We start from the raw sequence: 24,667 nt of genomic DNA, 5'->3' as shown, positions 1-24,667 counted from the left end.
GGTCTTTTTTGATTTCCTGGATTAATATCACCGTTGCAAATTGAATCACCCGAGTTTCGGGGCGGCTGTTTCAGTAAAGAAAACCTGGCTGGTTTTTGGCCTCGTTGTATTGATGACACTCATCGTTTGGTTTATGCCGTTGGCGATCGATTTGTTACTGCCATTTCGTGTCGTTATCGCTACTTGGTTATCGCTACTTGGTTATCGCTACTGATTGTATTATGGACTTCTCATCTTAACAGGCTGCTGGATGTTCAGTAGACGGTTGCGCCATAATTCATCCTATGAATACCATGTACAGCGCTGAATGCTGATATTTATGGTTGCAATTCATCTATTCCGGATTAGGATGGACACTTCACTAAAACGAACGCTTCGGTATTGCAATGAACTCAGCACGGTTACGTCAACGCTTGAACAGCTCTACGGCCCAGGTCGCAGTGGCAAGAGCGTGCTTGAGCGGTGCAGTCGTGGCGTATTGGTATTTTGGTTATGGCTATTTTAGCCAGGAGCCAGGCTGCCAGTAGTGTGAACAGAACACTCGGCAGTTTGGCTTCAAGCCAGCTGCCACCGGAAACCCCGATTGGCAGCTGGCTGATCGGGGTTTTTTTATGATTGTTTTTCACAGGATTCAGGTCGAGATTGCTATGCAAGCATTGGCAAAACTCAAAATTTCTCAAGCTTGCACCGGTGTGTGCAGCTTCTGGCGGTGGCGATTTAGCTGCGGTGACGTGCGGGCGCGATATTGGCGCTAGCCCATCACCGAGCAAAGCGAATACACCACATCCAGTAAAAAATTGAGGAATATCGATATGACAACCCCCACTTTGACTTCCCGTTCTGCCAGCAGCAACGACCCGGCGGTACGCCCGATTGCAACACCGGCCATGCTCAAGGCACGGCTGGCATTGAGTGACGACGTCCGTATCCGGATTGAGCAGCAGCGCCAGCAGATTCGTAACATCCTGAATGGCGAAGACTCACGTTTGCTGGTGATTACCGGCCCCTGTTCCATTCATGATGAAGCCGCAGCGCTGGATTATGGCCAGCGTTTGATGGCGCTGAATGAGCAGCTTGGCGACCGCTTGCTGATTGTGATACGTGCCTACGTCGAAAAACCACGTACCCATATTGGCTGGAAAGGTCTGGCCTACGACCCTGAACGTGATGGCAGTGGTGATATGCAAGCCGGGCTGGAGCGTTCTCGCAAGGTGATGTTGGCACTGGCCGAAATGGGTTTGCCACTGGCGACAGAAGCGTTAAATCCACTGGTGATGATGTACCTGGATGATCTGATCAGCTGGACTGCTATTGGTGCTCGCACCACTGAATCACAGATCCATCGTGAAATGGTCAGTCACCTGGGGATGCCCACCGGATTAAAAAACGGCACCGATGGTTCCATGATGACAGCCATCAATGCCATGGTGGCGGCTCGTCACAGCCATCATACCCTGGGCGTTGATTGCCACGGTCAAATGGCGATGCTGACCACCCCAGGTAACCCGGATACTCATATCGTGTTACGCGGTGGTAATGGTATGACCAATTACGATGCGGCCAGTGTCGCCGCCGCCCAACAACAGTTGCAGGAAGCGGACTGCAATGTGGGTGTGCTGGTGGATTGCAGCCACGCCAACGCGTGCAAGCAGCACCGTCGCCAAACCGCTATAGCGCTGGACGTTGTTGGTCAGCGCTTGGCCGGTAATGACCGGATTCTGGGGGTGATGCTGGAAAGCTTCATTAACGAAGGCAATCAGAAAATGTCGGCCAATCTGGTGTACGGTCAGTCCATCACTGACCCATGTCTGGGTTGGGATCAGACCGAAGCACTGCTGCGTGAGATGCACCAGCAACTGGCTGAGATCAGGCCGTGATCCCCATACTCTGCAAGCCCTGCCAAAGCAGACGCAGGGCGAGCAGAGTAACAACGACCCTGAACGCCTGTTTAAACCACTCACCGGGAATACGGTTCAACAATTTAAGACCCATCCAGGTGCCAAACGCACCGCTGGCAATCATCAGAAGCACCAGTGGCAGCCACTGCCAGAAAGCAAAACCCACGGCGGTAAATACGATCGCCTTGAAGGTATGTTGCAGGGTCATGCAGGTGGCAAAGGTACTGGTGAGTTGCAGTTTGCTGTAGTTGTTACGGTGCACAAAACCGGCAACCAGTGGCCCGGTCGCACCGACAAACATGGTCAGAAACGTGGTGAGTGCCCCGGCAAATATTCGCCCGATCGGGCTGAGCTGGCGTTTGCCCGGCTTGTTCCCCCACACCAGAAACAGAATAAAACCCGCCACCGCAAATTGAATCAGGTAGAGCGGCAGCTGCACCACAACCACACTGGCTAATCCAGCACCGAGTACTGCCCCGATACTGAAGTAACGCAGCATGGCCCAGTCGATATGTCGAAAGGTCATCAACATGCGATTGCCGTTTGAGCCCAGCTGCACCAGACCATGCACCGGAATCAGTGCGTTGACGGGGACCAGAGAAGCCATCACCGCCAGTAACAACAGGCCACCGCCGATGCCGACAGCGGCCGTCATAAACGATGTGAAACCGGCAAACGCAATCAGGACGAGCGCCGATGTCAGCGACAGATCGGCAGGTGTCAGCAGTTCAAGCATCATGAGTCCGGTATCCTTGTGGGCCAATCAGCGTCAGCGCCGCGTCGGTTTTTGCTGGTGTTGATGAGAAGACGATGCGGGCGGATGCGGGCGTTTATGTGGGTTGTGCTGCTGCCCGGTACGTTTTAACCCGGTCTGTTTTAACCAAATACGCTTTAGCCAGGTGAAAGTACCGCTCAGCGCCAGAAAAATCAGCACAATACTGACCGCATCAACCACCCATACGCCAATGCGCCCAAACAGGCGACCACTGTGCAAGTCCAGGAGCAATCGCTCGCGGGTGATACCTGGCACCGGCTTGTCGCTGTTGAGCTGCGCTGTCAGTTCTTGGGGTAGCGATTCGGGTGTGGCCCAGTCGGCGGCCAGATCAGAGCGGGCAGGCTGCCAACTCCAACTGTTGTTGTCGAGGTAATAGGGTGAGTTTGCCTGTAGCAGCAGGGAGCCATTCTCTGGCGTGTTGTTCGAGGTGTTGTTCGAGGTGTTGTTCGAGGTGTTGTTTGGAGAATGGTGTGTGGCTGTCGCCATGGTGCCAATCGCGCTGGCCTGAACCGGCAGATTAGTCAACTCTTCAACCAGTTGACCATCCGGCAGATACAGTGCAATACGATTGTTACACAGCAGGGCGATGGTTTCTTGCCAACGCAGCGCGCCCAATAACGGCTGTTCACAATGGCCAATCGGGCTTTGATCCAGATAGAGGCTATTACCAACCTGACTGACCCAGTGCTTGCCAGTTGCGAAGCCTTGATCAATATCCGTGTCATGGATGCCATACAGCCAGGCCACCCAGGACGAATAAACCGGTGTCTTGGCCCAGCCCAAAGACTGGCTGTGATTAATCAGGATGCCGGTGATCGCCAGCATCAGGATCACCGGCAGAATGATCAAACCGCTGCGGCGATGCCAGTGAATCAGAAAGGGAACGAGTTTCAAAACAGGGCCTGTAATCGGGTGTCGTCGGGGTGGGTCAGGGCTTGCTGGCGGCCTGATTGTGGCTGACCCCGGTTTGCTCTGCAAGGTACAGCGCCAGACGGGCGACATTGGTGACGGCACGTACCGACAATGTGGCACCGGTAATGCCGTCAATGTGGCTGCTTAACTGCTGTGTTTCATCCAGCCGGGCACCGCTAAACTGGTCGGTAAAAAACGGATAGCGGACTTCCCATCCCCGGGATTCAAGAAAGGCCAGCACCGAGACTGACTGTATCGTATCGTCAACCACCACAACCCCGATCGTAATTGGCCGCTCCTTGCCAATTTCTTCCATAATCCAGGCACTGGTTGCCCCGGCTTGCCAGTATCTGACCCGTAGCCCGGAATAGGGATGCCCCAGCAGTTTTGATGCGGCATTCTTGTGTTCGGGCTTGAGCCACAGGGTTTTGGCAGCCGCTTGTTGCTCGCCAAACGTCTGTGACAGAAAGGCTTCCTGACTGAGGTAGTTATCGGCGCTGGCGGCGTTGGCCAGCAGCCACAGGATCAGGCTCCGCAGAGTCAGGCTCCAGAGGATATTATTCAGCTTCACAGTTTTCCCACTCGACATCCGGAATCAGACTTTCGTAGCGGGCATCGGTCAGCGTCATCATAAAGCACACCAGCACTTCCACATCGTCGTCGTCGAGCAAGCTGCCGTCCTGAAGCTCGGTGAGGTTAACCGTGTCGCTGATTTCCGGGTCAGCCCAGGCGACACCGGTTTCCGGATTGAGGCTGTTACTGCTGCCGGTCAGCCAGTGGTCGTAAAACTTGACGACCGTGGCTAATTCATTAAATACACCGTTGTGCATATAGGGTGCGGTGACGGCGACGTTGCGCAGGGTTGGCACCTTGAATTTACCGGCTTCCGTGTCAGCAGTGACGGCGCTGTTGTTAAATTGCAAACCGGTATCAATAAAGTCATCGGCCGAACCATTGGCACTGCGGACGGCAGTGTTAATGGGAACGCCGATGTTGTGGTATTCGTAGCCAGTAAAGGTTTCGCCGCTGCTGCTCTGGCGTTTCAACTGGTGGCAAGTGGCGCAGTTGGTGAATTGCTGGGAAAAAAACAGCACCTTGCCTGAGGCGACTTTAGAGATGACGCCATAGTCGTAATAATCCGGGTCATCTGAATCCAGTAATGAACGATCGTACTTGGAATCGAACGGTGCAAAGGCGTCGGTGGCTTCAAAGCGGGCGATGGCATCGGTCATGGCGTCATAGGCGGTGTCGGTAGCGTCGAATACGTCTGTGCCGTAAAGGGTTTCAAGGGCGGCAATATAGTCTGTATTTTCTAACAGTCGTTCTACTACGCTGGCACGATCCGGCATACCCATTTCAATCGGATTTAATGGCGGGCCACCAGCCTGGTCGGCCAGGGTGGTGGCCCGGCCATCATGGAACTGGCCGCCAAGCCAACCACTGTAATCGGATTGCTGGCTATTGAAGCGGGTACGGCTGCCGTTGTGAAAATCGGGTGTCTGTGAGGCGTAGGTCACTGTGGGGGCGTTACGGTCACCCAGTGAAACACCGTCATCACCGATGGAAACAGCGGCGGTCTGGTCACTGTCGTTTTTGCGACTGTCGGTAAATGCCTGAGCGACATCGTGGCAGCTGGCACAAGACTGGGTACGGTTAAACGACAGACTGACATCGTTAAACAGGCTTTCACCCAGAGCTTCCTTGCTGTCAAAAGCGGGGCTGGAAGAATCGGATGACCCACCACAGCTGCTCAGTAATAGCGCCAATAATACAGTTAGATACTTTCTCACGACGGCTCCAATTTCACCCCGCTCCATTGGGGAATGTTCAGGTTGATGGCTTTGCGATTGTCTTGCTGCAATCTGTCTAGGAGTCTACCACGCAGTCATCATGTTGCTAAAGGTAATGCAAGTTCGAGTCTATTTGTAAATCATTTGCATTAGTAATATGATCCCGGTCAACTTCAATCGGAACTATTCCGTTTTACTGTAAGTGCGGATGTTTTCCGTAAGACGGATAAACCGTCGACTTTGCCTTATTTTCAGACAGGAGTGTTGAATGATGAAATTGACCTCGCTTGCTGCGGCTATCGCCGTAACGTCCATGTTGACGGCCTGTGGTGGTGGTAGCTCAAGCAGTTCCACGGATGCGGATGACGCTCAGGCGACCGCCGTCATTAACGTGGCTAACGTCAGTAAAGTGTTGGAAACCAATGCGGATATCGCACTGGCAACCTACAGCGATGCCGTTGACACCGCTATTGAGTTACAGACTGCGCTGCAAACCTTCCGTGAAAACCCAACCGAAGAAAATTTTGTTGCCGCCAAAACAGCCTGGCTGGTAGCGCGTGAGCCTTATGGGCAGACCGAAGTTTATCGCTTCCGCCTGAGCCCGATTGACTCCACCGACTACAGCTCGGAAGACGGCCCGGAAGGTGACATCAATGCCTGGCCATTAGGTGAGGCCCTGATCGATTACGTGCAGACCAACGATACGGATTTTGGTACTGATCAGGTGGGCGTAACCGCCAACGCCGCTGGTATTAATGGTGGTGGTGCCTTGACGGCAGCCGGTGCGGAAGATCAGTCGAATAACATCATTGGCAATACCAGCATCGACATTAGCGCCGACCTGCTGGCTAATACCGCCACCGCTGATGACGAGCACGACGTGATTGCCGGATACCACGCCATTGAGTTCTTGCTGTGGGGCCAGGATCTGAACAATGATGGTGAAACCACTGATGGTACGGATCGTGATGAGGCGGTGAAAGCCAATACCGCTACTAACTACGCGGAAGGCGGTGATCGTCCTCTGAGCGATCTGGCTGAGGGTTACTCTGAGACCGACACTTACGACAGCAGCAATTTGTCCAACCGTCGTCACAAATTTATGGAAATGGCCGTACAGAAGCTGATCGACGATTTAACCACAGTCCGTGACGGCTGGGCCGAAGGCGCTTCATACCGCACTGCTTTTACCACCATCAGCACCGAAGACGAAGCCAAGCAGAAACTGGCAGAAATCCTCACCGGGATGGGCACTTTGTCTGAAGGTGAATTGGCCGGCGAGCGGATGCAGATTGCCTTTTCTTCCAACTCTCAGGAAGACGAACATTCCTGCTTCTCGGATAACACTCACCGTGATATCTGGCTGGATGCCGAGGGTGTTTCCAACAGCTACTACGGTGAATACGCCGGTTACGACAGCACGCTGGATGGTACCGACGACGCGACGGCTCGTGCCGTCAGTGGTTATGGCATTGATGATTACCTGGCTGATGCCGGTCTGACGGAATTGGCCAGTGATATGGAAGCGGCTTTGACCACGACTCAAACGGCTTATGTGGCAATCGATACTTTGGCTCGTGCCGGTACGCCTTTTGACGTCCAGATCATTGAAGCGACCAGCAGCGAACCAGCCTACGATGCCATCAAGGCATTGAACGCTCAATCATCGGTGATTGCGGATGTGGCCGAAGCACTGGAAATTGACGCAGAAGTCATTGATGGTGACGCTACCGAGTGCAACACCGAAGATCCAACCGCTGAGTGCTAGTATTGATGGTTGATCACCTGTTAGCAGGGGCTGAGTAATGCGCAGTCTCTGTTTTCACCATAAGACGGGCTTGTCCCGGCTTTTCGGCATCTGTGTTCTGGCCGTGCTGATGGCTTCAACCAGTGGTTGTTCCGATACCGAGGTGCCGCCACCGGATCCTGCTGAAGCCAGGCCGGGTGGCGATGCGACGACGTCGATAATCCCGTTTCCGGCATTGGACAAGGTGACGCCGAACTTGCCCGATGACGAGCGGCCGCAGTTTTATGCGGGCCGGGCGCTGGCGCATCAGCCCTGGATCAAGGCACCGACGATTACCGATGCCCGTGATGGCCTGGGGCCAATTTATAACGCTCGCGGCTGTCTGGCCTGCCATATTCGTGGTGGTAAAAGCCGGATGCCAGACGATTCCGAAACGCCCTTGTTTGGGCCACTGGTACGTATGAGTCGAGTGCTGGCAGATCCGCAGCTTATGGCTGCGGCGGCCAATAGTCACGCTGGAGTGATACCGGATCCTGTTTATGGTGACCAGTTACAAACCCAGTCCATTGCCCTGTTGCATCAGTTGCGCCAGGCCTCGCCGGTCGCTATAGCGGAGCAACAGCAGGTAGCGCCGGAAGCGTATGCTTATGTGAAATGGCATGAACAGGCCTTTGTATATCCGGATGGCCGTCAGATAACACTGCGCAAACCCGAGCTGGATCTGCGTTATGTTGCCTACGGGGAATTTGATGCCGCTACCCGTTTCAGCTTGAGAAACGCGCCGCCGATTCATGGCATGGGGTTGCTGGAGCTGATTCCGCAGGCTGATCTGGAGGCTCTGGCCGATCCGGATGATGCCGACGGTGATGGTATCTCGGGCCGTCAGAACCGGGTTTGGGACGCCAGAAGCCAACGCTGGCAAGCGGGTCGTTTTGGCCACAAGGCCAATCGCTCCAATATGGATATGATCGTTGCTTCCGCATTTGCCAACGATATTGGTATCAGTAATCCACTGTTTCCGTTCCAGCCCTGTACTGAGCAGCAGCCGCTGTGCCAAAAGCAAAGAAATGGAAATAATAGTCAGGGATTAGAACTACCTGATAATCTTTTGCGCCTGGTCACGAATTTCACTCGCAATCTGGGTGTTCCCACACGCCGGAATGTTGATAATGCCGATGTCCGGAAAGGACGACCCTTTTTTTACACCAGCGGCTGTGCCGCTTGCCATCAGCCGGGCTATACCACGGCGGCCAGTAGTGCACAGCCACATTTGGGTAACCAACGTATCTGGCCGTACACCGACTTGCTGCTGCACGACATGGGGCCGGAACTGGCTGACGGGCGTCCAGACTTTGCTGCCAGCGGTAGCGAATGGCGTACCGCGCCGCTGTGGGGAACCGGTTTGATGGGGCAGGTCAACGGCAGCAAGCAGTATTTGCATGATGGCCGCGCCAGCAGCATAGAGGAAGCGATTCTCTGGCATGGCGGTGAAGCACTGGCGGCCCGGCAGAGATTTACCCATTTAAGCGCCGCAGAGCGCCGTTATCTGATCCAGTTTGTTGAGTCACTCTAGGAGTCTGCAGGACTTGGGCGTTCGTCGCGAGGGAAAGACTGGTTTGAGCGATTTTTTGCGCAAAAAAGAGCCAGATTCAGCTATCCCGTAGTAGAGCAGTCCTAAGCCCGATAGATTCCTAGCTATCTGCTAGATGGGAGAACCCGAATGTCAGTGAATTCTGTTTCACAACGATTACTTCAAGATCCGTCCCGACGGCGTTTGCTGGGCGGGGTGGCCGGTAGCTTGGCTGCTTCTGCGTTGCTGCCGGGATCGGCATGGTCGTCAACGCTTGCTGGCGACCAGGCAACCAGCGCCGGCTCGGAAGTCTGGATCAGTGCCGAAGGTAATGGCGACGAAGGCTATTTTGCCAGCTGGATTGTCGATGGCGAACACCGGGCCGATGTGCATTCTGCCATCAGTGGTTTTCGCGGGCATGGCCTGGCGCAACACCCGCAACGTGCGGATATTGCCGTGATGTTTGCCCGTCGTCCAGGCACCCAGGCACTGGTGATCAACCTGCTGGACGGCACGGTGGACAGCCTGATCGACTGTGCCGAAGGCCATCATATGCACGGTCATGGCTGTTTCAGCCCTGATGGCCAACAGCTACTGACGACGGAATCGGATTACCGCAGCGGCACTGGCAAGTTGATGGTACGTAACACCCGCAATTGGCAGGTCGAGGCCGAATATCTGACCCATGGTATTGGCCCGCATGATGTTCACGTAATGCCGGACGGCAAATCCCTGGTGGTCGCCAACGGCGGTTTGCTTACTCACCCGGATAGCGGTCGCAAGATCCTCAACCTTGACACCATGGATCCATCGCTGGTGTATCTGTCACTTTATAACGGTGAAGTGATCAGCCAGCACCGCTTGCCGGAAAGCAAAGCCAGTATTCGCCACTTGGCCCTGGCGGACGATGGCACCGTGGCAATTGCGACCCAGTTGCAGCGCCCGGCGATGAGCAGTAATACGCTGGTGCCGCTGGCGGCGGTACATCAGCCAGGTCAGCCGCTGATTGCTCTGGAAGGCCCGGATGCCCTGATTCACAAATTTGATGACTACATGGGCAGTACCGTGCTGCATAACGGCGAGCGCATTGCGGCGTTTTCCAGTCCTCGAGGAGACCTGGTAGCGTTCTGGCACCTGGACAGCCATCAGCTGGTCGGCTATCACGCCTTTTTTGATGTCTGTGGCCTGACGGTCAGTCGTGACCAGAAATATTTTGTTTTGAGTAATTCGAATGGCGACGTGCGCATGATTGATGCGCGCAGCCTGAAAGAAGACCGGGCCATGCGGCGCTCGTTTGCCGGACGCCATTGGGATAACCATATGTTCACTTTCACCTTACCAGACCAGTCCGTATGACATTGATAAAGAGAACAACCATCTTCAAATCTGCCTCCCTCTGGTTCTGTCTGGGCGCTTGCCTGAGTCTGGCCAGCTGCGGTGGCAGTCGTGAAAACGATGCGGCAGTATTGTCCGAAGGCTCATTGGCATTGGCACTGGAGCAAGTGATTGATGGCACGGTCATTGTTGCCAGTGAGCAATTTGCCAGCGAAGTCAGTCACTTCAATAGCAGCATAGACAGCTTTTGTGCTGCTCCAGATGAGTCTGGCCTGAGCCAGCTCCAGGCCGACTGGAAAACCATGGCGAATGCCTGGTACCAGCTGGTGCCCTTCAATTTTGGCCCGCTGTACGATGACACCGTGTTTCCCGCCTACCAGTACGTAGATTCTTTCCGCGTGCGGGGTACCAACTACACTGCCACGGTGCGAACCCTGATCCAGAACCTGATAACTGCCGACACCGATGTCAGCAGCAGCTACTTCGACACCAGAACGTTCCAGTATGTTGGCTTGTTGCCTCTGGAAGTGGCGGTATTCGAAACCGCTAGCGGCCAAAGCCAGCTGGCAGCAGATATCATCACCGAGTTCCAGCAGCAGCCGCGCAAGTGCGAAGTGATGGCTGGCTTGGCAGGCAGTTTGCAAAATCGCGCCGACTACGTGGTGAATGGCTGGACGGTCAATCATCTTGAATCCGGTACGCCTTACCGCGATTTATTTCTGGCTGCTGAGCTGGATGATGGTTCTGCACCATTAACCGCCTTGATCAGTGCCGTACAGAGTTATCTGGATTACTTACAACAGCGCGATACGGTCAGTAATGTCGCGGCCTTGTCGGGCAATGCCTGGCCTGAAATGCAAGCCAGTATCGATGTGATTAGCGAAATGCTGGACGGCTCAGAGGCTACTACCGTGAGTTTGCTGGAGCTGATCGAATCGGCAGGCAATATCACCGAAGCCAACACCGTACGCAGCAACCTGGCCCAGGCCAGTGATGCCATCAGTGATCAGGACGCCACGACGTTTAACAGCATGGCAGCGGCGCTGGATGGCAACTTCAAGCGTGAAATTCCCAACGGGCTTGATGTCAGCCTTGGCATCAATTTCAGTGATGGCGACTGAAATAGCGACCGAATTTAACCTAGATACCTTGAGCAGGATACCGTAATGAAATACACCCTGGCCCCTCTGGCGCTGATTGCCGCGACAGGATTTGTTACCCCGGCACAGGCTGCCGATGACCAGCAAGATACCATTCGCCAGCTGGAGCAACGTATCCAGCAGCTGGAAGACACGCTGAACAGTCGTATGGAAATGATGGCGGATGCAATCGATGCCCAACAACAGGCATCAGCTTTAAGCAAGGTTCACTTTGGTGGTTACGGTGAACTGAATTATCAAAACCTCAGTGCTGATGGTGTTGATGACAAGCAGCTCGACTTCCGTCGCTGGATTCTGTTTGTCGGTTACGATTTTTCTGACCGGGTGCATTTTCACTCGGAATTCGAAGTGGAGCATACCGTTGTTCCCGGTTCCGATGGCGAAGGCGCCGTTGAGCTGGAACAGGCGTTTTTGCAATTTGACCTGTCCGATACGCAACAGCTGAAGACCGGTATCCAGCTGGTGCCGGTAGGCATCGTGAACGAAACCCACGAGCCAACCACTTATTATGGCGTTGAGCGTCCGGTACTGGAAACCACCATCATACCGACCACCTGGTATGTCGGCGCTATCATGTACAGCCAGCAATTTGCCAGTGGCCTGAGTTACGACGTGATGCTGTCGGAAGGCATGAAAACCGACGACCCCACCACCGATGCCGATGCCGATCCGTTTGACCTGAAAGCCGGTAAACAAAAAGCTTCCAATGCTGATGCCTACGATCTCGCCTCCACGTTACGGCTGCGCTACACCGGCGTACGTGGTCTGGAACTGGCAGCCTATGCCCAGTATCAACCGGATCTGGATCAGAGTGCGGAAGATTCCTATGCCGAATCTGCCACCTTGCTGGGTGGCCATCTGGTGTATCAGCTGAACGATGTCACGATCAAAGGGATGTATGCCCGTTGGGATCTGGCTGGCGACGCTGCCAAAGCCGCAGGTAAACAGGTGCAGGATGGTGGCCAGCTGGAAGTTTCCTGGAGGCCGATTTCGGCGGTTGGTGTGTTTGCCCGTCATACTGCCTGGTCGCAGGTGGAAGACGTGAACCAGACCCAGTTTAATGCCGGTGTGAATTACTATCCGGTCGCGGATGTTGTCTTCAAGTTTGATTATCAGCTGCAGAACGAAGCAGCGGGTAACACCGATGGCTTCTACCTGGGTATGGGTTACCAGTTCTGATATCCACTGAAACTGAATACCAGCAACCGAACCCGCCCACCGGCTGACGCCGGTGGGCGGCTGGTTTCCGGGTTTTTGACGTTCGGGGGTTGAGGTTCAGGGGTTTTGAGGTTCAGGGGTTTTGAGGTTCAGGGTTGCAGATGAATACGCAGCAGCCGACTGCTATTGGAGGTTGGTAAACGCAGTATGCCAATGCTTTGATCGGCGGCGGTGCTGAGTGACTCTGGTCGCCCGGTCTGATGCTTCAGAAACTGCGGATCGGCATCGGCTGTGTGAACCACAGCGGTGTCGTTATCACTATGATCCTCGTTACTTGCTCCATCGCCCTCTCCATCGCCCTCTCCATTGCCCTCTCCATTGCCCTCTCCATTGCCCTCTCCATTGCCCTCTCCATTGCCCTCTCCATCGCCTTTCCTGTGGCTCATATTCCGTGTCGTCGTCAGACTGGCGAGTCGGTGTTTAGCCGCCGTTGTGACTGCAAGCCTGTCGTTCAATGCTGCCAGCTGCCAAGAGGAGGAGGCTGGCTGACTCAACCGCTGCTGGAGAAATGTAATGGTCTCCGGGTAGGGGTGGCCAATCAGTACTGCCTTGCCATATTTGCTGGCAATCGCGACGGCCTTGTCAAACTGCCGCGCCAGTGCTTCCGCAGAGCGATCGTTATCGAGAAAGACATCTCTCCCCAGTACCGGCACGCCGGCTTGCAATGCTGCTTGTCTGGCGCAGGTGGCGGTTGTGGTACGGCTGTCGATAAAAAACAGTTGGCGTTGGCGGGCAATAGCCATCACCCAACCCATGCGCTCACAGTCCTGGGTCAGCAAGCTGCCCATATGATTATTCAGGCCGCTGACGGCGGGAATGGCGTCAAGGTCTGCGTTTAAGGTGGCGTCAAACTCGTCTTTACTCATCTCCGGGTACAGTCCGCCAGGGCCCAATTTGGCACCGGATTTATTCGCCATCGGCGCGTGTAACAGCACGGTGTGTCCTTGTGCTGCGGCTTTTGTTGCGAGTCGGGCGGCGTAAGGGGTGTGTGGCAAAAATGCCATATTCACTGGCGCGGGCAGTGTCAGCAGTTGTTCACCCAGCGCGCGGTTGTTGCCGATGTCATCAATCACCAGCAACAGATCGGCGGCGCTGGCCGGGAAACCCCAGCAGCACAGCCACAGTGTCAGGCATAAACGTCGTGCCGTCATGGTTAATCAGATCCTCTGCGAGGCACTCACGGTTACTGGCTGGCCCCCAGAATGGTCATGCCGCGCAACAGGGTATGGGCTTCGTAGAGCTGGAAGTCTTTTAATAACTGGTCGGCGCTCGCGTCTGCGGCGTCAGACTTTGACATATCGGTGGTCGCGGCGGGCTGGCCTTTTTGCGGGTTGGCCAGGTGTCCGCGCAAGTCGGCTTCCTTAAAGGTGCGATTGCGCGCGCGCGGGGTGACATCACTCTGCTCTACCCAGATATCAGGTACGATGCCCTTGGCCTGAATGGAACGACCGTTAGGGGTGAAGTAGCGCGCCGTGGTCAGTTTGACCGCCTTGTTGTCAGCCAACGGCAAGACGGTTTGCACCGATCCCTTGCCAAACGACTGGGTGCCCACGACAACAGCACGCTGCTGATCCTGCAGCGCACCAGCCACAATTTCGGAAGCCGAGGCGGAACCGCCATTGATCAACACGATCAGCGGCAGGGCACCGGCGACGGTTTCCTTCTTGGCGGAGAAGCTCATTTCTGCACTGTCTACCCGGCCCTTGGTGTAGACGATCAGGCCGCTGTCCATAAAGGCATCGCAGACATCGACGGCGGCATCAAGCACGCCACCAGGGTTGTTGCGCAGATCCAGAATCAGTCCCTTGACGCTGTGGTCGGCTTGCCACTGCGATAAGGTGCGCACCAGCTCTGCACCGGTCTGCTCTTGAAACTGGGTGATGCGGATATAGCCGATATCATCACTGAGCAGCTCCGAACGTACACTGCGTACCTTGATTTCATCGCGTATCAGGGTAAAGGTCAGTATTTTGGGTTCGTCTTGACGGCGTATTTCCAGGGTGATTTCGGAGCCGGGTTCGCCCCGCATTTTTTCAATGGCATCTCCCAGTGACATGCCTATTACGGCTTCGCCATCAAGGCTGACAATCAGATCCCCGGCTTTGATACCGGCTTTGGCAGCGGGAGTATCGTCGATCGGAGTGACGACCATAATCATGCCATCCTGTTGGCCGACTTCCATGCCCAGACCACCAAACTTGCCGGAGGTGGTTTCTTGCAATTCGGCAAAATCGTCGGGCTGTAAATACACCGAGTGAGGGTCGAGTGCGGTCAACATGCCATTGATGGCATAGCCGAACAGGGTCTCGTCATCGACTTCTTCTACATAGGCGCTGCGAATACGTTCAAATACCTCGGCGAAGTTTCTCAGTTCATCCAGGGGAAGAACGCCTTGCGGTGCTACCGCAGGGGTCGGTTCACTGGCGGCAGAAAGTGGTTGTTCGGCGTATACCGGGGCGGACAAGGCCAGCGCCAGCGACAGTGCAGTGGCAGCGGAAACAATAGCTTGCATGAAGGTTCTCGTAGTCGTCAGTGATCGAAGCATGGCACAAAAGCGGGAAGCTGTTAACGCAGACTCCCGATCGGCTGCGGAGTTTCAATTCCCCTTGTGCCCTGGTTCCTGGTGAAAGTTACTTTTTGACCAGCCAGGCGGAAGGATCCTGTGGTTTGCCACGGTAGCGAATTTCAAAATACAGACGCGGTTCCTGCAGTCCGCCACTGCGGCCGACAGCACTAATCACATCACCTTGATTGACCCAGGCTCCAACGTCATACATCAACGTCTGATTGTGAGCATAGAGGGTCATGTAACCATCGCCGTGGTCGAGGATCATCAGCAGACCAAAGCCACGCAGCCAATCGGAATAGACGACTCGGCCGTGGTGTACAGCACGAATGCTGGTGCCTTCGGGGGCAGCTATCAGCCAGCCTTCCCAGCGTCCGACCCCTTCGGTGTTGGGATTGCCATAGGCGGCGATGATACGTCCGGCCAGCGGTCTCGGCAGTTGGTGTTTGAGCGCCTTGAAGGGCCGTACATCCTGCTTGCGGGGGCTTTTTTCGACCAGGGTTTGTACTTCATCAAACAGGGCTTCGAGACGTTTGCGGTCGGCCTGTTTTTGCGCCAGACGGGTTTTTTCGCTGCTCATTTGCTGGTTCAGTTGCGCTAGCAGCTTGTTTTGTTTTTGCTTTTGCTCGTTCAGGCGGCTGTTTTTCTGATCCAGCGATTGTTGTGTGGCCTGCAGCTGCAGCTCTTGGGCGACGATGGCGTCGGCGATATGTTCCAGCCGTGCCAGTTCGCTGAGGGTATGGTGGATTTCATCCATGCGGGCACGATTGAAGTAGCTGAAATAGGTCAGCATACGCTGGGCCTGTTGCGGATCGTCCTGGTTAAGCAACATCTTGATCGGGCTGTCGCCCCCCAGTCGATAGGCGGCCAGTAATTGTTCTTTTAAGCGGGCAGTATGGCCTGTGCGCAGCTCATCGAGCTGCACCTGATCCTGCCGAAGCTTTTTTAGGCGGTCTTGCTCCTCCTGGAGCAAGCGCCGGGTTTCTTCGATCTTGCGCGACAAGGCACCGATGTCCTGATCGGTGCTGCGTAACGACTCCGCCAGCTTGCTGTGTTCGGCGCTGGCCTGGTTTAGCCATTGCTGAAGTTTGGCAATATCCTGTTTCAATGCCTGTAACTTGGCAGCATCACCGGATTCTTCGGCAGCAACAGGGAAGACGGCGGCGAGGCTCAGCAAACAGGCCAGCAGCAAGCTGGACAGCGTCGGGGTTTTCATGGTTCAGCTATAGTCCACCAGAGAAGTACCGGTCATTTCGGCGGGTTGCTCCAGGCCCATCATCGCCAACAAGGTCGGTGCGACATCACACAGCCTGCCAGGATGGATAGCACCCTGTTCCCGTTCGTTAACGTAGACCAGATTGACCGGGCCGGTGGTGTGTTGGGTCATGGCACGACCCTGATCGTCGAGCATTTGTTCGGCATTGCCATGGTCGGCGGTGATCAGGCATTCGCCACCGACTTCGAGAATGGCACTGGTGACGGCTTCGAGGGCAGTATCAATGGCTTCGGCCGCCTTGACGGCGGCATCGAATATCCCGGTGTGACCGACCATATCGCCGTTGGCGTAGTTACAGACAATCAGATCGTAGCCGCCATTTTTGATGGCATCGACCAGTTTTTCGGTCACTTCCGGCGCGCTCATTTCCGGTTGCAGGTCGTAGGTTGCAACGCTGGGAGAGTTGATCAGAATGCGGGTCTCACCGTCGTATTCGGCTTCTTGACCCCCGGAAAAGAAAAAGGTGACGTGGGCGTATTTTTCCGTTTCGGCAATTCGCAGCTGCTTCATACCCAGGTTGGCAATGTATTCTCCCAGGCCGTTGCTCAGGGCTTCGGGCGGGAAGGCGCAGCTGGCATCGATACTGGCGGCGTATTCGGTCAGCATGACAAAATCACTCAGGGCTGGCCGTACTGCACGTTCAAAGCCGCTGAATTCGTCGCCTTCGACAAAGGCCCGGGTCAGTTCACGGGAGCGATCCGGGCGGAAGTTGAAACAGATAATGGCATCGCCATCCTGTACGGGGGCCGGTTCGCCAATCCGGGTCGCGGTGACAAATTCGTCGTTTTCATCGCGCTCGTAGGCTGCCTGCAGGGCATCGCTACCATGGCTCGCGGTGTATTGGGCTGTGCCGGTGGTCATCAGGTCGTAGGCGGTCTGTACCCGATCCCAGCGGTTGTCTCTATCCATCGCAAAGTAGCGACCGACAATGCCGGTCAGGCGAGCGTTGCCCAGGGCGGCGCATTTGGCTTCGATTTTGGCAATAGACTCTGCGGCAGAGCGGGGTGGCGTATCACGACCGTCGAGAATACCGGTGACACTGACCTTGCTAATGCCTCGGGCGCTGGCCATATCCAGCAACGCCACCAGGTGATCTTCATGGCTGTGGACACCGCCGGGAGACAGCAACCCGGTAAAGTGCACTGCACCGCCCGCAGCTTTAGCCTTGTCCATGGCTGCCACCAACGCCGGGTTTTGCTGTAGCTCGCCATCGACAATGGCTTTGTTGATGCGAGTAAAATTCTGATACACGATGCGGCCAGCCCCCAGGTTCATATGACCCACTTCGGAGTTGCCCATTTGGCCATCCGGCAAGCCAACGGCTTCACCGGACGTCTGGATCAGGGTATTGGGGAAAACATCCAGCAAGCGATCCCAGGTTGGCGTGTTGGCATTGGCAATGGCGTTGTTGTCGGTTTCTGCCCGATAACCCCAGCCATCAAGAATGATTAATGCAACAGGTGTGGGACGCTTGTTCATGATTCTGCACCGTGGGTAATTTTCAGATGGCCCTGATTGTACTGAAAGCCAGCTACTGATCCCAGTGCGCAGCGTTGTTCAGTGGGATGATCGGCTCTTCATGCGCGATTGATGTGCCATTGATGTGACATTGATGCACTACAGCATGCCATGGTGCTGTGAATCTGAACGGTTGCACAGCCCATTGATATTGCTGTTGCGGCTGTTGTCACAAATAGTCCGTTATCGGCTGTTATCTTGCTGCTGCTTTGATACTACAGAGCGCTGCTTCGAGCCCTTGAGAGGCGGGACAGTAGCGCAGTCAGGGGTTATACTCCGGGCCTGATTTTTCTGGCAATGACGAGAATTATGGAACAGGTGTTCGAATTTATTGGTAACCACTGGTGGCTGGTGGCTATCTGGGGCGCATTTATGGCGGCCCTGTTGCTTGACAACAAACATCGTAGCGGCGCTTCGGTTTCTCCGGCTCAGGCGACCCAATTAATTAACCGTGAAGACGCGATTGTCGTTGATATTCGGGATAAAAAAGAGTTCAGCGGTGGCCATCTGGCCAATGCCCGCAACATTCCGTTTGCCGAGCTGGCCAAGCGGATGAACGAGCTGAATGCCCATAAAGACCATCCGATTGTATTGGTGTGCAAAACCGGTACGACCGTGTCGGTGGCAGCCAAGATGCTCAAGGAAAAAGGCTTCAACACCGTACGTCTTGCAGGCGGCATGATGGAGTGGAGTGCACAGAACCTTCCGGTAGTACGTAAATAACCCAGGAAATACTTATGTCTGAGAATCAACAACCACAGTTTGCTCTGCAACGCGTATACGTCAAAGACGCTTCGATCGAAGTGCCCAACGCGCCGATTGTGTTTACCAAAGAGTGGAAGCCAGAAATCAAGCTGGATCTGAACACCGGTGCCCGTCGTGTCGACGACAGCCATTTTGAGGTGTTTGTAAAAGTGACCGCAACCGCAAAGCTGGCGGATGACGAAACGGCTTTTCTGGTCGAAGTCATGCAGTGTGGCCTGTTCCTGGCCGACAATATTCCAGAAGAACAACTGAAGCCGATGATGGGTGCCATGTGCCCGAATATCCTGTTTCCATACCTGCGTGAGTCGGTTGACGGACTGGTACTGAAAGGTGGTTTCCCGGCGTTGATGCTGGCACCGATCAACTTCGATGCCCTGTTTGCCCAGCGTATGCAGCAGGAAGCCGAACAGGCTGCAGCTGAAACCGCACCGGAAGCAACTCATTAAGCATTTGTTTTAAGCAATGTTTTTGCTGAGTGGTTTGACCGATAGAACGCCTGGCCTGTGCCGGGCGTTTTTTGTTGATTCTTTTTTGCCGAATATTTCACCACGTTTATTGCGCTCTTAATCGCCGTTAATCCCGTCCCCCGCCAGCTTTGCTCCCTCATATCCCACTTGCCGCCAGGCTTCAAACACCACCACTGCGGCGCTATTCGACAGGTTGAGGCTGCGGCTGTCCGGCAGCATTGGCAGTCTTAGCCAGTGTGCTGGCGGAAACTGTTGCAGTACCTCGGCTGGCAAGCCACGGGTTTCTGGCCCGAACATAAAATAGTCGTCTGGCTGCAGGGCAACGGATGAATGCACCGTACTGCCCTTGGTGGTGAATGGAAACAGCCGCGCTGGCTGTGCCTGTTGCAAAAAGTGTTCAAAGCTGGGGTAGGTTTTGACGCAGGCAAATTCGTGGTAATCCAGTCCGGCGCGGCGCAGCGCTTTTTCTTCCATGTTGAATCCCAATGGCTCAATCAGGTGCAACTGGCAGCCGGTGTTGGCGCACAGGCGAATGATATTGCCGGTATTGGGTGGAATTTCTGGCTCAAACAAAACGATATGAAACATGCAGTTATCCGGCGAACAAGCGGTCGGGCAGTATAGGTTTTCACCCCGTTGATCACCAGTGATGCTGGCAAACAGGTGATGGGTAACCACCGGGCACAGGTTCAGGGCTGAACCGGCAAACGCCAAAATCCTGTCTACACTGACAGTATTCAACAACTGGACTGACAATCTATGCGCTGGCCTTGGCAATCACGCTCCGACATTGGCACCGGTTATATCGGTATCGCTTTGCATCCATCGGGTGCGTTGGCAGCGGTGGCCAGTGGCGTGGTGTCGGCAGACGGTGGGCGCAAGGTGCTGGGTCATTGTTTTCAGCCATTGGCTGACTGGCAGGCGCTGGGTGTCTGGGCACGTCAGCTGCCCTGTCGGCGTGTACGTGTTGTGCTGGTGTTGCCGAGTGATCGCTATCAGCTGCAGCTGCTGGATGCGCTTCCGGTGGCAGACAGTGAGCTTGCCGATGCCATGCGTTTCCGCCTGGGCGAGCTGGCGGATGTACCGCTGGAACAATTACTGGTGCAGGCGTTTCGGTTGCCAGAAGACGCCTATCGCGGACGCCAGAACATGGTGTTTGTGGCGATCTCGCCACGGGATTCGGTGCAGACGCTGGTGAATCATTGCCGCGAGCAACAGTTGCGCATAGAGGCCGTGACGATTACTGAGCTGGCTTTGCTTGGCCTGTTGGAACCGCTGGAGCCAGAAACCAGTATTGCCATTCTGGAGCTGGAAAAAGACAACGGCCGGTTGCTGATCTACAGCCAGGGGGCACTGTATTTACGCCGCGATCTGCAAACCGGAGCGGCAGCCCTGACAACAGAATTAGCGCAACTGGACAACAATAGCGAGTTGACCGTTGCTGGCTCATGGTCTGACAGCCTGTCAGTCGGCGAGTCAGCACCCGCGGCGGGCGGTTTTCAGCGGCTGGATACGCTGGCGCTGGAAATCCAGCGTTCACTGGACTATTTCGACAGTCAACAAGGTATGGGTGTGGTGGGGCAGTTGTGGCTGGTGGCTGCGATCGACGAGCTTGACGACAGTTTGCTACTGGCGCTGGAACAGCGTCTTGCCATGCCCTGTCGCCGTTTGTCGTTAGGCCACTGGATTGAAAGTGATGGTAACGCGCTGACAGCCAGTGCTCTGGGGGCTGCCTGGCTGGCGCTGGATCCGCTCTGGCGGGAGGCCGTTTGATGAGTTGGCAAGCCCGTCAGCGGGTTAATTTTTACCTGCCCGAATTTCAACCGGTGCGGTTGCCGCCAGCGTTCCGGCAGCTGCTTCGACAGTTGCTGATACTGCTGGGTTTATTGGTGCTGGTCGTGGTCGGGCTGGCATTGGAGTGGCGTTATAACCAGTCGCGGTTGCAGCAACAACAACAGGTGGAGGTTCTGCGTCAGGGCGATATTAGCCGCCAGCACCAGCGTTTGCGTATACCGGAAGCGGACGCTGGCCTGCAGCAGCAAATAACGCACAGCGAACAACGTTTGCAGCAGAGCCAGCAACGGCTGGCCTTGCTGACACAGATTGAACGGCACAGTCGTCTACCGGACGGTTCGCAGTCGTTCCTGCCGTTGCTGTCCCAGCTGGGCAGTGTGTCGTCGAATAACGTCTGGCTGGCAGAGATTGCCATCCGCGATCAGGGCCAGCAGATCGCCTTGTCCGGGCAGGTGCGCGAGCCGGTGGCGGTGTCCCGTTATCTGGCACAACTCGGTTTACTGCCGGCCTATCAGCAACGGCGTTTTCAGCAAATAGGTATTACCGGGCAAATGCCGGGGTTCGGTTTTGTTCTGGACACCCGACCCGCGAAGCCCGGCAGGCGTGAATCGGTATGGCCCATAATCCGGGGAGAACAGCCATGAGCAGGAGAGCGGGCTGGGCAGAAAACTGGCTGGAACACGCGCTGGTTGTTGCGCTGGTTGTTCAGCTGACTACGCAACTGCAGCGGCTGGCACCGCGAGAATTACGGCTGCTGTCCATCACTCTGATGGTGTTACTGCTACTGGCAGGCTGGGTATGTATCGACCCTTTGTGGCAACAACGGCAGCAACAGCAACAACTGTTGGCGAGCTCACAGCAGACAATGGCCGATCTGGATCGCGAGTTGGCTGCTTTACAACAGCTGCAACCGCAGGATCCTAATCAGGCACTGGCACGTCGTCTGGAACGTCTGCAGCAACAACAGCGGGCGCTGGACCAGATGGCCGACAATCTTTCCGAGCAATTAGTGGCACCCAGGCAGATGGTGGCATTACTGGAGCCGGTGTTGCAGCAAACGCCGGAGCTGGTCTTGCTGTCACTGGAAAATCTGCCGCCAGAACCGGTTGCTGATTCGCTTTCACTTGCTGCTCCAATCACGACATCACTCTCTGCGGTACAGACTGCGGCAGTACCGGCTGGTGCCAATGCCATGACTGCTTCGATTCTGCCAATCACCGAGGCACCGTTGCTCTGGAAACACAGTTTCAGGATTCGCTTACAGGCCACCTGGCGTGGCGCCAACCATTACCTGCGTCTGCTGGATACCAGTCCTGGCCGGATTTATTGGCAGTCACTGGACTACCGTCTGCAAGAGCATCCCTGGGGAGAGCTGTCGCTGACGGTGTTCACTCTGAGTACACAAGCGGAGGTGGTCGGTGGATAACCTCTTGTTGCGAGTCATTCTGTGGGCAGCACTTACCGCTGTCATGACGGTACAGGCAGATTCGGATCCAACCCGGCCACCGGCCTGGGCCAGTAATGAATCCCGTCCCCCCGTCGAGTTTGTAGCCGCTGAGCCGCTGGTGTTGCAACAACTGCAGTTGGGCCGTCAGGCGGTGGTGGTGATTAACAATCAGTTGCTCTCCAGTGGCGATCGTATCCAGGGTTATCGGGTAATTCGCATTGATACGGAGGGCGTGCTATTGCGATCAGCCACCGACACTCAACGGCTGACGCTGGTTAACAGCGCCCTGCGCTCACAACCGCACCAGCACAAGACGACCACTGCGCGCCAGCACAAGACGACCACTGAAGGAAACCAATCACAATGACGGGGTCTCTGAGAATTCACCAGCAACGACGGCTATTCGGGCTGTTGCTTGCAGTATTCACCGGGTTGGTGTCGCTGGCTGGCTGTAGCCAGACGCCACTGCAACCACCATCGGCTGCCGCTGAACCGCTGCTGCAGGTCGCGGCAGCGGCAGAGGTTGTGGATCAACGGGCGCTGTCCGCAGACTCTAATACGGGTGCGGGTGCGGGTGCGGGTGCTGACCTGATGGCGAGTACAACCGCTGACAAGGCGAAGACCAACGCTGCGGTTGAGCGCTTTGATGTCATCGCAGATAACACCCCGGTCGCGGTGTTTTTTAACAGCCTGGTGCATGGTACAGGGGTCAATCTGGTCTTGCACCCGGAGGTGAAAGGGCTGATTTCGCTGCATTTACAACAGGTAACCCTGCGGGAAACACTGGAAGCAGTACGGGATATTCATGGCTATGATTTTATCGAAACCCGTTATGGCGTGAAGGTTTTGCCGCGTCAGCAGCAAACCCGGATTTATCCGATTGATTACCTCAATGTGAGCCGCAGTGGCCGTTCTGGCATGCAAGTCAGCAGTGGTCAGGTGTCCAATGTTGAACGTAATGGCGGCAGTGGATCTAACGTTTCAGGTTCCGGCAGTCGGACAGTGAACTCCAGCGAAGTTGAAACGGCGTCCCGAGCGGATTTCTGGCAACAACTGGGTTCCACCCTGCAACTGCTGATACAGGGTGAGGAGGGTGCACAAGTGGTCGTCGATGCTCATGCCGGTCTGGCGATTGTTCGCGCCATGCCATCGACTCAGGCAGCGGTCGAGGCGTATTTGCGCCAGGCCGAGATCAGCATTCGCAAACAAGTGCTGATCGAAACCAAAATTCTTGAAATCACCCTGAACGATGGTTTTCAGGCTGGCATCGACTGGAACACGCTGGCCGCCACTAGCAGCCGTAACTCGGTCACCGCCGGGCAGGCTGGTGTGGGGCTGGACAATGCCGATCGTATTGGCGGTATTTTTTCGCTCAACTTGAGTATGGGTGATTTCACCGGCGCGGTGGAATTGTTGCAGACCCAGGGTGATGTCCGGGTGTTGTCGAGTCCGCGTATTGCCACTGTGAACAACCAGAAAGCCGTTATCAAAGTGGGGTCGGACGAGTTTTTTGTTACTGAAGTCAGTACCACCACCACGACCTCGACTACCGGCAGCACCCAAAGCCCCGACATTGAACTGACGCCCTTTTTCTCTGGCATCGCACTGGATGTCACCCCTCAGATCAGCAACGGGCAAGAAGTGATCCTGCATGTGCACCCGACCGTGACCGAGGTGGAAGAGCGGGTCAAAACCATTGAGCTGGGGAGCGAGGAATTTAACCTGCCGCTGGCCTACAGCACCGTACGCGAGACCGATTCCATTATTCGGGCGCAGTCCGGTCAGGTAGTGGTGATTGGCGGTCTGATGCAAAACCGCAAGGTCACGACCGAAGCGCGAGTACCGTTACTCGGTGATATTCCCCTGCTGGGCTGGCTGTTCCGCCAGCAGCGGCAGGAAAGTGTGCAAAGCGAGCTGGTCATTCTGATTCAGCCGCACATCGTGGACGGAGCCATTCCGGTGGAAGAAATTGGTGAAATCAATCGCCGTTTCTCCACCCTGGCACCGTCTGTATCTACCCCCGGAGGGCCAACACCATGAACCATCAATGGTATACAAAAGGGTCAGTTGTGACTGCACCCGCCGAGACGCATGAATTGCGTACTCGTCCGCGTAGCCATGCGCTGCGCGATACTCCGGAAAGGGAACTTCCAATTAAAGACGCACTGCTGGTATTAGCAGGTGCCATGCTGATTATGCTTGGCATTGCGCTGCTGACCGGCTGGCTGATTGACGCCAGTAACGAACACTTGCGGCAACAGACTGCAGCCATAGCAACCACGCCTGCAGCCGCTGCGCAAGAGGCTGTGGCGGCGTTAAAACCGCAATCCCCAGCCAGTGATCTGACGTCGCTGCAGACACCCGTGCCACATGATTCTGTGGCAGAAAGCTATCCGGCCAGCGAGCGTTAGGCCAGGAGTGGCAATTTG

General features: G+C 55.5%; 23 protein-coding genes and 1 pseudogene. 15 read left to right on the top strand and 9 right to left on the bottom strand.

Translation table 11 applies throughout. The features are described 5' to 3' along the window. Positions 1-75: 75 nt before the first annotated feature. Positions 76-183: pseudogene (locus SOJ49_RS14625) on the top strand (type II toxin-antitoxin system YoeB family toxin); the annotation flags it as partial. A 629-nt stretch (positions 184-812) separates the two neighbouring features. Next, positions 813-1,877: a 3-deoxy-7-phosphoheptulonate synthase gene (locus tag SOJ49_RS14620; protein ID WP_369855233.1), complete on the top strand. Its 1,065-nt coding sequence runs from the start codon at positions 813-815 to the stop codon at positions 1,875-1,877. On the opposite strand, the gene SOJ49_RS14615 is transcribed toward SOJ49_RS14620, so the two are convergent. The 4 genes from SOJ49_RS14615 to SOJ49_RS14600 are packed head-to-tail and all read right to left on the bottom strand — an operon-like array spanning position 1,867 to position 5,375. Then, a complete protein-coding gene (locus tag SOJ49_RS14615; RefSeq protein ID WP_369855232.1) occupies positions 1,867-2,637 on the bottom strand; it encodes a sulfite exporter TauE/SafE family protein in 771 nt (256 codons plus the stop codon). The genes SOJ49_RS14620 and SOJ49_RS14615 overlap by 11 nt on opposite strands. A 30-nt stretch (positions 2,638-2,667) precedes the next feature. Beyond that, positions 2,668-3,567, bottom strand: a complete 900-nt coding sequence (locus tag SOJ49_RS14610; protein ID WP_369855231.1) for a PepSY domain-containing protein — start codon at positions 3,565-3,567, stop codon at positions 2,668-2,670. Positions 3,568-3,601: 34 nt separating this feature from the next. Then, positions 3,602-4,156, bottom strand: a complete 555-nt coding sequence (locus tag SOJ49_RS14605; protein WP_369855230.1) for an FMN-binding protein — start codon at positions 4,154-4,156, stop codon at positions 3,602-3,604. Next, positions 4,143-5,375: a cytochrome-c peroxidase gene (locus tag SOJ49_RS14600; protein WP_369855229.1), complete on the bottom strand. Its 1,233-nt coding sequence runs from the start codon at positions 5,373-5,375 to the stop codon at positions 4,143-4,145. The genes SOJ49_RS14605 and SOJ49_RS14600 overlap by 14 nt, the downstream gene beginning before the upstream one ends. 268 nt (positions 5,376-5,643) lie before the next feature. Between SOJ49_RS14600 and SOJ49_RS14595 the strand changes: the two genes are divergently transcribed. The 5 genes from SOJ49_RS14595 (at position 5,644) to SOJ49_RS14575 (ending at position 12,366) form a co-directional block, all read left to right on the top strand. Then, positions 5,644-7,143 (top strand): imelysin family protein, encoded by a 1,500-nt coding sequence (locus tag SOJ49_RS14595; protein WP_369855228.1) that lies wholly within the window; start codon positions 5,644-5,646, stop codon positions 7,141-7,143. 109 nt (positions 7,144-7,252) lie between these two features. Beyond that, positions 7,253-8,695 (top strand): di-heme oxidoredictase family protein, encoded by a 1,443-nt coding sequence (locus SOJ49_RS14590; RefSeq protein WP_369855227.1) that lies wholly within the window; start codon positions 7,253-7,255, stop codon positions 8,693-8,695. Between the two features lie 147 nt (positions 8,696-8,842). Then, entirely contained in the window at positions 8,843-10,048 is a 1,206-nt protein-coding gene (locus tag SOJ49_RS14585) for a DUF1513 domain-containing protein (RefSeq protein ID WP_369855226.1), read from the top strand. Then, positions 10,045-11,148 (top strand): imelysin family protein, encoded by a 1,104-nt coding sequence (locus SOJ49_RS14580; protein WP_369855225.1) that lies wholly within the window; start codon positions 10,045-10,047, stop codon positions 11,146-11,148. Before SOJ49_RS14585 ends, SOJ49_RS14580 begins: the two co-directional genes overlap by 4 nt. A gap of 45 nt (positions 11,149-11,193) precedes the next feature. Then, complete coding sequence (locus tag SOJ49_RS14575; protein ID WP_369855224.1) at positions 11,194-12,366, top strand: porin; 1,173 nt, start codon at positions 11,194-11,196, stop codon at positions 12,364-12,366. A gap of 128 nt (positions 12,367-12,494) precedes the next feature. Here the strand turns inward: SOJ49_RS14575 and SOJ49_RS14570 are convergent, their stop codons facing one another. The 4 genes from SOJ49_RS14570 to gpmI form a co-directional block, all read right to left on the bottom strand. Then, positions 12,495-13,556, bottom strand: a complete 1,062-nt coding sequence (locus SOJ49_RS14570; RefSeq protein WP_369855223.1) for a divergent polysaccharide deacetylase family protein — start codon at positions 13,554-13,556, stop codon at positions 12,495-12,497. A gap of 32 nt (positions 13,557-13,588) precedes the next feature. Further along, a complete protein-coding gene (locus SOJ49_RS14565) occupies positions 13,589-14,917 on the bottom strand; it encodes a S41 family peptidase (RefSeq protein ID WP_369855222.1) in 1,329 nt (442 codons plus the stop codon). Between the two features lie 118 nt (positions 14,918-15,035). After that, positions 15,036-16,187, bottom strand: coding sequence for a murein hydrolase activator EnvC (locus tag SOJ49_RS14560; RefSeq protein ID WP_369855221.1), 1,152 nt, complete (start codon positions 16,185-16,187; stop codon positions 15,036-15,038). A gap of 3 nt (positions 16,188-16,190) precedes the next feature. Then, entirely contained in the window at positions 16,191-17,726 is a 1,536-nt protein-coding gene (gene gpmI / locus SOJ49_RS14555) for a 2,3-bisphosphoglycerate-independent phosphoglycerate mutase (RefSeq protein WP_369855220.1), read from the bottom strand. Positions 17,727-18,062: 336 nt separating this feature from the next. Here gpmI and SOJ49_RS14550 point away from each other — a divergent pair, with 336 nt between their 5' ends. Both SOJ49_RS14550 and secB read left to right on the top strand, forming a co-directional pair. Next, positions 18,063-18,488, top strand: coding sequence for a rhodanese-like domain-containing protein (locus SOJ49_RS14550; protein ID WP_369855219.1), 426 nt, complete (start codon positions 18,063-18,065; stop codon positions 18,486-18,488). Positions 18,489-18,502: 14 nt separating this feature from the next. After that, positions 18,503-18,976 (top strand): protein-export chaperone SecB, encoded by a 474-nt coding sequence (secB, locus tag SOJ49_RS14545; RefSeq protein ID WP_369855218.1) that lies wholly within the window; start codon positions 18,503-18,505, stop codon positions 18,974-18,976. 117 nt (positions 18,977-19,093) lie between these two features. Here secB and trmL read toward each other — a convergent pair whose 3' ends face one another. Beyond that, positions 19,094-19,585 (bottom strand): tRNA (uridine(34)/cytosine(34)/5-carboxymethylaminomethyluridine(34)-2'-O)-methyltransferase TrmL, encoded by a 492-nt coding sequence (gene trmL, locus SOJ49_RS14540; protein WP_369855217.1) that lies wholly within the window; start codon positions 19,583-19,585, stop codon positions 19,094-19,096. 171 nt (positions 19,586-19,756) lie between these two features. Between trmL and SOJ49_RS14535 the strand changes: the two genes are divergently transcribed. Genes SOJ49_RS14535 through SOJ49_RS14510 form a run of 6 tightly spaced genes read left to right on the top strand, consistent with a single transcriptional unit; the run spans position 19,757 to position 24,649 of the window. Continuing rightward, positions 19,757-20,770: a hypothetical protein gene (locus tag SOJ49_RS14535; protein ID WP_369855216.1), complete on the top strand. Its 1,014-nt coding sequence runs from the start codon at positions 19,757-19,759 to the stop codon at positions 20,768-20,770. Then, positions 20,770-21,435: a hypothetical protein gene (locus SOJ49_RS14530; RefSeq protein WP_369855215.1), complete on the top strand. Its 666-nt coding sequence runs from the start codon at positions 20,770-20,772 to the stop codon at positions 21,433-21,435. Before SOJ49_RS14535 ends, SOJ49_RS14530 begins: the two co-directional genes overlap by 1 nt. Next, a complete protein-coding gene (locus SOJ49_RS14525) occupies positions 21,432-22,217 on the top strand; it encodes a hypothetical protein (RefSeq protein ID WP_369855214.1) in 786 nt (261 codons plus the stop codon). Before SOJ49_RS14530 ends, SOJ49_RS14525 begins: the two co-directional genes overlap by 4 nt. Continuing rightward, positions 22,210-22,605 carry a hypothetical protein gene (locus SOJ49_RS14520; protein WP_369855213.1) on the top strand — a complete coding sequence of 132 codons (396 nt, stop codon included), beginning with the start codon at positions 22,210-22,212 and terminating at the stop codon, positions 22,603-22,605. The genes SOJ49_RS14525 and SOJ49_RS14520 overlap by 8 nt, the downstream gene beginning before the upstream one ends. Then, positions 22,602-24,278 carry a pilus (MSHA type) biogenesis protein MshL gene (gene mshL, locus SOJ49_RS14515; protein ID WP_369855212.1) on the top strand — a complete coding sequence of 559 codons (1,677 nt, stop codon included), beginning with the start codon at positions 22,602-22,604 and terminating at the stop codon, positions 24,276-24,278. The genes SOJ49_RS14520 and mshL overlap by 4 nt, the downstream gene beginning before the upstream one ends. Positions 24,279-24,307: 29 nt before the next feature. Beyond that, on the top strand, positions 24,308-24,649 hold the full coding sequence (locus tag SOJ49_RS14510) for a hypothetical protein (protein WP_369855211.1): 342 nt from the start codon (positions 24,308-24,310) through the stop codon (positions 24,647-24,649). The last annotated feature ends 18 nt before the right edge of the window (positions 24,650-24,667 follow it).

The organism is Candidatus Thalassolituus haligoni (assembly GCF_041222825.1).
Classification (GTDB): Bacteria; Pseudomonadota; Gammaproteobacteria; order Pseudomonadales; family Oceanobacteraceae; genus Oceanobacter; species Oceanobacter antarcticus.
This window is presented reverse-complemented; position numbering and strand designations above follow the sequence as displayed.